The sequence below is a fragment of the Neoalteromonas arenosi genome, assembly GCF_030362855.1.
GTDB lineage: Bacteria > Pseudomonadota > Gammaproteobacteria > Enterobacterales > Alteromonadaceae > Alteromonas_E > Alteromonas_E arenosi.
Genome location: NZ_JAUCBP010000011.1, coordinates 216,586 through 225,781 on the forward strand (window position 1 = coordinate 216,586; position 9,196 = coordinate 225,781).

The following is a 9,196-nucleotide window of genomic DNA, read 5'->3' on the forward strand; positions in this document are numbered from 1 at the left end:
CGCCCTCGAAATTTTTACCGAGGTCTGAGGAGTCGTGCAAATGGGCGATTTCCCAATAGCACGCACAAACGGGTAGCCCGCAGAGCAACATATTGCTGCCCTAGTATCATTAATTAGTTGTGAATAAAGCAAACTATGGCTGAAAAACGTAATATCTTTTTAGTTGGCCCGATGGGTGCCGGTAAGAGCACCATTGGAAGACACTTAGCCGACGAACTCCACCTTGAATTTTTTGATTCTGACCAAGAAATTGAGCGCCGCACCGGTGCCGATATTGCTTGGATTTTCGACCTAGAAGGTGAAGAAGGTTTTCGCAAGCGCGAAGAGAATGTCATTAACGATTTAACGGACATGCAAGGTATCGTGCTGGCCACAGGTGGTGGCTCAGTAGTAAGTAAAGCAGTCCGCAATCGACTATCTGCACGCGGCATAGTCGTTTACCTACAGACTACAATTGACAAGCAAGTAGCACGTACTCAACGTGATAAACGTCGTCCATTATTACAAAATGACGATCCTGAACAGGTATTGCGCGATTTAGCCGCTGAGCGTAATCCAATGTACGAAGAAGTCGCCGATTACATCGTCGACACCGACGACCAGAGCGCTCGCGCAGTAGCGAATCAAATCATCAATAAAATCGGCTTGTAACACCAATAAAGGAGCTCACCCATGACATCGTTAAACGTAAACTTGGGTGAGCGTTCTTATCCAATCAACATTAGCGCCGGACAGCTCTCACAAGCACCGTCATCACTCATTGAGTTCTGCACAAATAAAGTCGTTATTGTGACCAATGATGTTATTGCATCGTTGTATCTAACGCAGTTAGAACAGCAACTAGGCACTCGGCATGTCGCCTCGATTGTTATCCCTGATGGAGAGCATAATAAAACGCTAGAACAGTATGGCCATGTTATGACTGAGCTTCTCGCCATGCATGCCGCTCGCGACACCACACTGGTAGCCTTGGGCGGCGGTGTAATTGGTGACTTGACTGGCTTTGTCGCGGCTACGTATCAACGTGGGATCCCGTTTATTCAAGTACCCACCACCTTACTTGCTCAGGTTGACTCCTCGGTAGGTGGTAAAACGGCCGTCAATCATCCACTGGGCAAAAACATGATTGGCGCATTTTATCAGCCTAAAGCAGTGTTCATTGATACAGATACACTAACTACCCTGCCCGAGCGCGAATTCTCTGCAGGGATGGCAGAAGTGATTAAATATGGCGTCATTTACGATGCGGAGTTTTTTGACTGGTTGGTTGCAAATCAAGAAAAGTTGCTGGCCCGCGAGCCTGGCGTTTTAGCCCAAGCGATCTTCCGTTGTTGCGAGATCAAAGCCGAAATCGTTGCCCTTGACGAACGTGAAGGCGGTATTCGCGCCTTGTTAAACCTGGGGCATACATTCGGGCATGCAATCGAAGCCGAACAAGGCTACGGTAATTGGTTGCACGGTGAAGCTGTCGCAGCTGGTATTATTCTTGCGTGTAAGACCGCAAATAGTGAACTCGCGTTTCCAGCGTCAGAAATTCGTCGTGTTGAGGCCCTGATGAAAGTCTTCAATTTACCGATTGATGGTCCTGAAGATATGAGTTGTGCCGACTATGTCAAGCATATGCGACACGATAAGAAAGTACTGGATAGCAAGATACGCTTTGTATTGCCGACTAAAATTGGTCATGCCGTAGTGACTGACGATGTCAAATCAGAAACATTAACAGCAATATTAGGCTAAAAAACTTCTTCTTACGCGGTAGTTCACTACACTTAAGTTATTGAGGAAATATTGTGAACGCCGTGCAATCTGAACTGCATCATCGCTTAAACCAAATGGTTAACTATTCTTCGCAGCTGATTTTTGTCAGTAGCGATGGTATTGGTCAGCAACAGCGGACCCTAGAAAGCTTTTTGGCCGACCAAGATGAACTTACTGAAGTTGCTTTTATCGCCGCACGACCCAGCCTTCCGATAACACAATACAGACGACAAATATGCCAGCAGCTTTTGGGGCAAGTAGCCGGTAGCTTTGTGCGTCCGCTAAACGAACTTCTCGAATCATTAAATCATCACGATGGTCCAGTGTTAATTGGGATAACTCAAGCTCAGCTACTACCCAATGCGTTCCTACAAGAATTATGGCAACTTGTTCTACAATCGCGATTTGCTGCGAACAAACAGCACTTAAACATCGTCTTATTTGGAGAGACGCAGTGGGCTGAGCAGGCACAAAAGTGGTTGCCCGCAAAAAATACTGCAACACCTTTGCTGTTAAGTTCTGAGACAGTGCTTGCCCCACGCAGCGAACTCGATGCACTCATCGCGCAAAAGCGCAGGGCGTTTCACCAACGGTTAGCCAAGCGAACCGCAACCCCCGAAAATGATATTGAAAGCGTTCCTCTGCTACGCAAGCCTTGGTTTATCCTATGTTTAATCGCCTGTTTCTTTGCATGTTTCAGCGCGCTATTGGCGTGGCAATATCCACAACAGATGGCAAAATTACTCGGTATTGAAGAAGCGCCGCTAGCCCCAGTTTCAGAAATAGTCGAAGTACAGAGCGCTACACCCGAAAGGCGTATCGACTCTGTGGATGAAACGCCAGTGACGGAACAAACATCGGTAACCGAACAACTGCTTGTACAGACGTGGGAAAATGACAGCAGTGAGAGCCCACAAGCCTCTCAAGCGCTTGAACAGACGCTTAACGAGTCTGAGCCTGTTGCTGAGCTACTTATAGCAAGCGAAGCTGAAACAGTAGTAATTGTTGAACCTACGGTTACCGCTAATGATACCAGCATGCAAGCTTTAGTCGTTCCCCCGCTCAGTGAAACAGAGGCAGAAACAGCAATTACGCAGCAACTTCAGCAATTCCAAGTCCCAGAAAACAATGCCTTTGTTATTCAACTTGTCGGCGTGAGTAGTTACGACTTGGCAGTGCGCTTTGCTCGTGATAATAACCTGATGGATAGTGTGTGGGTGTATGAAACTCAGTTGGGCGAACAACCTTGGTTTGTTATTGTCTATGCGAATTATTACACCACGCTCGATATTGCTCGCGATGCCATTGCGGAACTACCAAACTACAATCAACTGTCCGCGCCGTTTGTGAAAAGTATCAATCAAATAGCGCGTGAATTGCAACGCTAAATTGGTGCGGGTTTTCCCTTGTTTGCAAGCCACTTGGTCGATACAATTTAGCGACTTTAGCCGCTTGTAGTTGCGCGAAAAATGAAAAATAAGAAAACCCGCGCTTTTTTAAAATGGGCTGGCGGTAAATATAGCCTGGCGGAGCGGATCGTTGAAACTCTGCCGCCCGCCAGTAAATTAATCGAACCTTTTGTCGGTGCCGGTTCAGTATTTCTCAATAGCGACTTTGATTCCTACCTTCTCAACGACATCAATCCAGACTTGATTGACTTGTATAAGACGCTCAAACGCCGACCACAGCAGTATATCCGCGATGCAAAGCGCTATTTTGTGGCGCAAAATAACAGCGAATCGGCGTACTACGCATTGCGCGAACAGTTCAACCAAACGACCGACACCTACGAACGCAACTTATTATTTTTGTATCTCAATCGCCACGGCTACAATGGCCTGTGTCGCTACAATCGCAGTGGCGGATTTAATGTGCCCTTTGGTAGATACGTCAAACCCTATTTTCCTGAGGCCGAGCTGGAAGCCTTCGCTGAAAAAGCACGGCTAGCAACATTTACTTGTTTGCCTTTTCATCAAGTGTTTCGTCGCGCTCGGCAAGATACAGTAATTTACTGCGACCCGCCGTATGTGCCGATCAATACGACGGCTATGTTCACCGACTACTCTAGCAAGGGGTTTACCCTCGATCAGCAAGTCGAGTTGGCGCGCCAAGCACGTCACGCTGCTTTAAAAAGAGGGATCCCTGTGTTGATAAGCAATCACGATGTTCCTTTTACTCGTGAGCTATACCAGCATGCCGAAGTGACTGATCTCAAAGTGAAACGCTCGATCAGTCAAAATGGTAACAACCGCACTGCGGTTAGCGAGTTACTCGCACTGTACAAACCCAACGAGTGCTAAAACTCGTGGGTTTGCGCTAGCTCTGCTTTGCGGATCAATTGAACAAACTCACTACGGTAGCCATAAGGATCATGACCTCGAGTGTTAGTCGCCAATAAATGTGCATCTTGCATCTGCCACTGTCGCGTGTGTTTGGCTTCAGTGAGTAACTGCGCAAAACCGGCGACTGCAGTGGCAAAGCGAATATCGTCAGCCAAGGTTGCTGGCAGTTGGTCCAAGGTGTTGTCTGGTGTGATGGCTTGACTGATCAATTGCGATTCAGTCTCACCAGGTAACTTGTAACGCATCTTGATAAACGCCAGTTCACCATTGACATCATTGTTGTGAGTTTCGCTAGCGTTTTGATAGCGTAAAGGATCGATACTTGGATTTTCTGCCCCCACAAGGGTTACCTCGTAAATAGCAGTGACCGAATGGCCCGTGCCAATATCACCGGCATCGACGTTGTCGTTATTAAAGTCTTCTCTTTCCAATACACGAGTCTCGTAACCGAGTAAGCGATATTCTTGAACTACAGCAGGATTAAACTCCACTTGGATCTTTAAGTCATTGGCAATGGGATATAGATTGGCACTTGCCTCATCAACCAATACTTTTTGTGCTTCTGCCAACGAATCAATGTAGGCTGCTATACCATTACCTTTTTGGGCAATGCGTTGCATCAGGTGCTCTTGGTAATTTCCTCTGCCAAATCCTAACACTGATAGATAAATACCCTTCTTGCGCTGCTTGACGATCAGCGTCTCTAACTGAGAGGGATCGGTCACGCCCACATTGAAGTCACCATCAGTGGCTAAAATAACCCGGTTTACTGCATCGGCTTTAAAGTTTTGCTCAGCGAGTTTGTAGGCTAATTGAATACCCTCACCTCCAGCCGTTGATCCCCCCGCCTGCAGCTGCTCTATCGCATTGAGAATCGCCATTTCATCGGCCACTTGCGTCGGTGGTAATACTACGCCTGAAGCACTGGCATATACCACGATTGCTACCGTGTCAGTGGGTTTAAGATTGTCTAATAACAAGCGAATGGACTTCTGAACTAGCGGTAACTTATTTTCGGCGGACATGGACCCTGACACGTCGAGTAAGAACACCAGATTACTGTCAGGCTGCTCTGCTTGTTGGTCAACATAGCCTTGAATACCTATGTGTACTAAGTGGCGATCTTGCGCCCAAGGCGCCGGGTGAACGGCTGTGGCTATTGAGAACGGTTGGTTGGGATCAGATGGCATTGGATAAGCATAGTCAAAATAGTTAACCATTTCCTCGAGGCGCACTGCGTGCTTTTGCGGTAAATAGCCTTGATTGAGCACTGAACGCACATAGCTATATGATGCGGTATCAACGTCCGAAGAAAAGGTGGATACCGGTTGTTGAGCGGTCAACTGTAAGGGGTTAGTGGTGTACTCAGTAAACACATCGAAAGTATGCTCTGGCGGTGGTGCTGGAGCTGCTAAAAGTCTTCTTTCTCCTTGAACTTTCATGACGGCAAGTTGCTCCGCCTGAGCATAGCGAGACGCAGTTGCTTGTCTTGCTTGTGCCTGTTCTGCCGCGACCCTGCTGCGCTCTGCGGCTAGCTCCTCTTCGCTAACTGAGTGATAGTGACAAGCGCTAATAGCAACAATGGTTGTGCCAATCAGCGCCCATTGAAATGCGGGTTTGATGCGTACGGGAAGATTCATTTCATCGCCTTTTTTTGGGTTTCGTTATTGCACTAACGAAACCCTAGAGCAAAAAGGGTGAACTCAAACTGAATAAAAATCTGAACGACAGCTGTAAAACAACAATTTGCGTATATACTTTAGCTGAGGAGTGGCGAGTGCATGTCTAATATTTTTAATAGCTCATCTAAATTTGCAGGTCATGGCGAGTACGATATTAAGCGCTCTGGAAATGTTCTGTATGTTAATTTGCGCGGTGGGTGGAATGAAGAAGCCGCGATCGCCTATGCTAAGGACATAGAGCAAAGTATAAAACCACTCATTAACCGCCCTTGGGCGATAATTTCTAATCTAAGTGATTGGGAGCTTTTTACTCCAGAGTGCTTTCCAATCATCTCTCAGTTGGTGATTCAGGCCATACAATCTGGCTTGTGCAAAGAAGCCATAGTGAGCCAGCCCAATAGCGTAAAGCTCCAACCTTTTAAACTTCCCAAGGACGCTTTTCCCACGTTTCAACGACGTTTTTTCCCGGGTTTGCTCGAAGCAAAAAGCTGGCTTATGGAAGAAGGATTTGAATTTGAGGATTCCTTCATTTAGCGGTTTTGATCACCGGATAACGCCGACTGAATAAAAGCCCCAAAAAGCTAAGCACAAGTACGCCCAAAGTAGCTGGCTCATCAACCTGTTGCGCCGTTGAATAAACAATATTCTTGAGCGTCCATTCTTCGTTCGCATCCGAGCGTGTTCTAACCATGGTGAATGAAGTGGATTCAATACCGACGATGCCAAAAAAACCTGTTGCATAGCGAGAATCGTTCGGATAATCAATGCGCTGGTAAAAAAGCCCTGTGTTTTGTACCAAGATATCAAAGTTAGAAGAGAACCCAGGGGCAGTCCCACCAGGATTTCCTGTGTCTTCTGAAATTGTAATTCCAAGTGCCGTAATGCCATTGGCAAAATTAAACATCAAGGCGTCGTTAGAAAAGCCTTGATACGTACCCGGTTTACCCGCAGGCTCACCCAAAATCCAATCATCATCTCTTAAATTTCCAACTGACAAGGGCTCTAAGCTACGCCCCGGATAGCTAATACCATTTACTGTTGTTCCAGAAAGCACCGTGCCTTCACTGTAGCCGGTCCAATCCTCTACAACTGCATTCGCGCCTAAAAACGCCAAAAAGGCATCTTTGTCATTAAAGGTGATAAAGCTTGCGTGGCTTGACGCTGTAATTACGAATAAAACGGAGGAGAAAAAGTACTTCATAATAGTCCCTTATCTAGTCAGTCCAGATAGTTTCAGGTTATGTAAAAAAGGCAAATTGGTCAATAACAAGCAGCGGAAGTTCTGTGAGAAGTTAGTTTCTGTAGTATGTTCGACTTCTTTCCAATAGGCGGGCCTTAAAAGAATTAGTAACTTTACGGTTGAGCCTGAGCTTTTACACTTATAATGAGTGGTACAGAATACAGACGAGTCAAAAGATGAGATTAGTATACTTTTTCCTAGTTTTAATAATTTTTTCTCCAGCTTTGGTTGCAAAAAATAACAATCTCACTTTAATTGTCGAAGAATATATTGACGTATATTCTGCACGGGTTGAATTTATCCGGTTTATGGACTTTTATCATGAGGATGTCACATTTGAAGATAAGGTCTGCTCTGTAAAACTTCAGTCTAAAACCTCCTTGAAATCATTTTTCGATTGGCACCGTGGTGACTTTGTAGTGCTTGATGGTAGTCAAGCACTAAAGGTTGATAACTTAAGTGTAATTGAAAATTCGGCCATAATTACGGGCGAGTTCAGTAAGTTCACATTTGATGGGCAGGTATTAGGCCCTTGGGATTTCCTTTTGTACTTAGAGTTCAACGACAATGGGAAGATTATCAAGCAGACAGATTGGATCAATTATCGACCATTCTCTTTTCTTACCGAGATGTGTGTCGAATAGCGGGAAGTGGTATTAATCAATAGCGTTTGAAATTAGAAACAGACCCAATTGCTTAGAGCCGGACTTGGCATGAACTTTTTGATAATCACGTTTAATCAAATTTTACCGACTTTAGATAAGGGTTTGAAAATCGATGTAAGCGGCGCTGCTTAATATTTAGTTTGGCAAAGGTTCCCGGGAAATGCTCGTTAAACAGCTTATCGAATGCCCCTGATTGCATGGCGCTATTGAGTCCTACAGTAAGCCAATGAGCGACATCTGCTCGTGCTGGATTAACGTAGAAGACCAAAGGCAATGGATAATGAATCACGTGATGAGGGTCTAAAACCAACCCTCGCTCGGCACACTTAAACTCGTTAAAGATGGCATTAATCTCATTGGCACCTAAGGGTACGTAATCACATTGTCCATTTCCAAGTGCATTCAGAATGTCATGAAGTTCGCCGTGCTCATAAACATGGCAACTATTACTACGCAAAATATCAGCATCAGCCCAGGTTGCAGGAATCCCCGCTGTCAGTAGTCTTAGTTCAGCGCTAGTTGTAACCGATGTGAAGACATCTGACTTTTTACGATTGATAATGAGCAAACGGTGACTCAATAAATCTTTGCAAAGCGGTGTTTGAATCTTAATCAATGACTTTCCGGCAAATTTTTGATTACCGTCAACGGTCACTAATGCGTCATATCCTAAGGCGAAGATATTGCCTTCATCTTCAGGCTGAGGATAGTCGGTTTCGTCAACACGAAATGCAACGTTACGCACTTTCGCATGTTGTAGGCAAAGGGTAATTAACGCTTTTTCATACTGCCTGCGAATGTGGGACTTATTCCCATTCCAGAATGTTATGTCTGCACTAGCCAAATCTACACTCCAACAAATCAGGGATTTAAACAGCCATCAAAAATATTGATTACTTAGTATGTAACTCAAAACCTACCCCCTATCATGCGTCCCATCAGAGAAAAACTGAATCAGTTTTTAACGATTTTGAAGATAGATTATGTTATCCAAGCATAAAGGTGCGTTATCAATATAGGTTGTTTGCATTCTAAGGTTGGAAATTGAAATCTCATCCAAATGACTTTTCCGTTTTGCGCAAAACTAGGTAAAAATGGTTTGATAACCATAGTCGCCTAAAGACAATTACCTGTCGTTCGGTCTTTAGCAAAATTAAACGCAACGAATGATCAAACTGTACGTATTGCTGACAATCAGTTTATGAAGTCACAATACGGCAACAAGGGTTCTAATCGGATGAATAGGGTCTGAATTTAATTTAAAGGTTGGTTTGCGAATTATCAACCCCAAGCCTCTTTAATGCTCTAGTTTGAATTAGTGTGACTACGTCAAAATCGCTTAGTAGTTAGGCCAGCAACTTCTCTTGGTGATGACGCCTCTACACCTAATACTGTGCGCCAGTCAAACATTTAAATTATCACAAAGAAGTGTAACTACCCCCTAAAATGAAACAGCTTACTCGTAGAATTTCTTTTAAACTATTTGAAAGGAGTTTTGCGATGACT

Annotated in this window: 9 protein-coding genes; 6 read left to right on the forward strand and 3 right to left on the reverse strand. The window is 44.9% G+C overall.

All coding sequences use genetic code 11. From position 1 onward, the window contains the following. Window positions 1-135: 135 nt before the first annotated feature. The 4 genes from aroK (at window position 136) to QTP81_RS13595 (ending at window position 4,061) form a co-directional block, all read left to right on the forward strand. On the forward strand, window positions 136-651 hold the full coding sequence (gene aroK / locus QTP81_RS13580) for a shikimate kinase AroK (protein ID WP_289366262.1): 516 nt from the start codon (window positions 136-138) through the stop codon (window positions 649-651). Between the two features lie 21 nt (window positions 652-672). Next, on the forward strand, window positions 673-1,740 hold the full coding sequence (gene aroB / locus QTP81_RS13585) for a 3-dehydroquinate synthase (RefSeq protein WP_289366263.1): 1,068 nt from the start codon (window positions 673-675) through the stop codon (window positions 1,738-1,740). 53 nt (window positions 1,741-1,793) lie between these two features. Beyond that, window positions 1,794-3,149, forward strand: a complete 1,356-nt coding sequence (locus QTP81_RS13590; protein WP_289366264.1) for an SPOR domain-containing protein — start codon at window positions 1,794-1,796, stop codon at window positions 3,147-3,149. An 81-nt stretch (window positions 3,150-3,230) separates the two neighbouring features. Beyond that, window positions 3,231-4,061: a Dam family site-specific DNA-(adenine-N6)-methyltransferase gene (locus QTP81_RS13595; RefSeq protein ID WP_289366266.1), complete on the forward strand. Its 831-nt coding sequence runs from the start codon at window positions 3,231-3,233 to the stop codon at window positions 4,059-4,061. Here QTP81_RS13595 and QTP81_RS13600 read toward each other — a convergent pair. Beyond that, window positions 4,058-5,743, reverse strand: coding sequence for a vWA domain-containing protein (locus QTP81_RS13600; RefSeq protein WP_289366267.1), 1,686 nt, complete (start codon window positions 5,741-5,743; stop codon window positions 4,058-4,060). The genes QTP81_RS13595 and QTP81_RS13600 overlap by 4 nt on opposite strands. Window positions 5,744-5,884: 141 nt before the next feature. Between QTP81_RS13600 and QTP81_RS13605 the strand changes: the two genes are divergently transcribed. After that, on the forward strand, window positions 5,885-6,319 hold the full coding sequence (locus QTP81_RS13605; RefSeq protein ID WP_289366268.1) for a hypothetical protein: 435 nt from the start codon (window positions 5,885-5,887) through the stop codon (window positions 6,317-6,319). Here QTP81_RS13605 and QTP81_RS13610 read toward each other — a convergent pair. Further along, window positions 6,312-6,986 carry a hypothetical protein gene (locus QTP81_RS13610; protein ID WP_289366270.1) on the reverse strand — a complete coding sequence of 225 codons (675 nt, stop codon included), beginning with the start codon at window positions 6,984-6,986 and terminating at the stop codon, window positions 6,312-6,314. The two genes, QTP81_RS13605 and QTP81_RS13610, sit on opposite strands and share 8 nt — an antisense overlap. Window positions 6,987-7,201: 215 nt before the next feature. On the opposite strand from QTP81_RS13610, the gene QTP81_RS13615 reads away from it, so the two are divergent. Further along, complete coding sequence (locus QTP81_RS13615) at window positions 7,202-7,669, forward strand: hypothetical protein (RefSeq protein ID WP_289366271.1); 468 nt, start codon at window positions 7,202-7,204, stop codon at window positions 7,667-7,669. 91 nt (window positions 7,670-7,760) lie between these two features. Here the strand turns inward: QTP81_RS13615 and QTP81_RS13620 are convergent, their stop codons facing one another. Continuing rightward, on the reverse strand, window positions 7,761-8,534 hold the full coding sequence (locus tag QTP81_RS13620; protein ID WP_289366272.1) for a hypothetical protein: 774 nt from the start codon (window positions 8,532-8,534) through the stop codon (window positions 7,761-7,763). Between the last annotated feature and the right edge of the window lie 662 nt (window positions 8,535-9,196).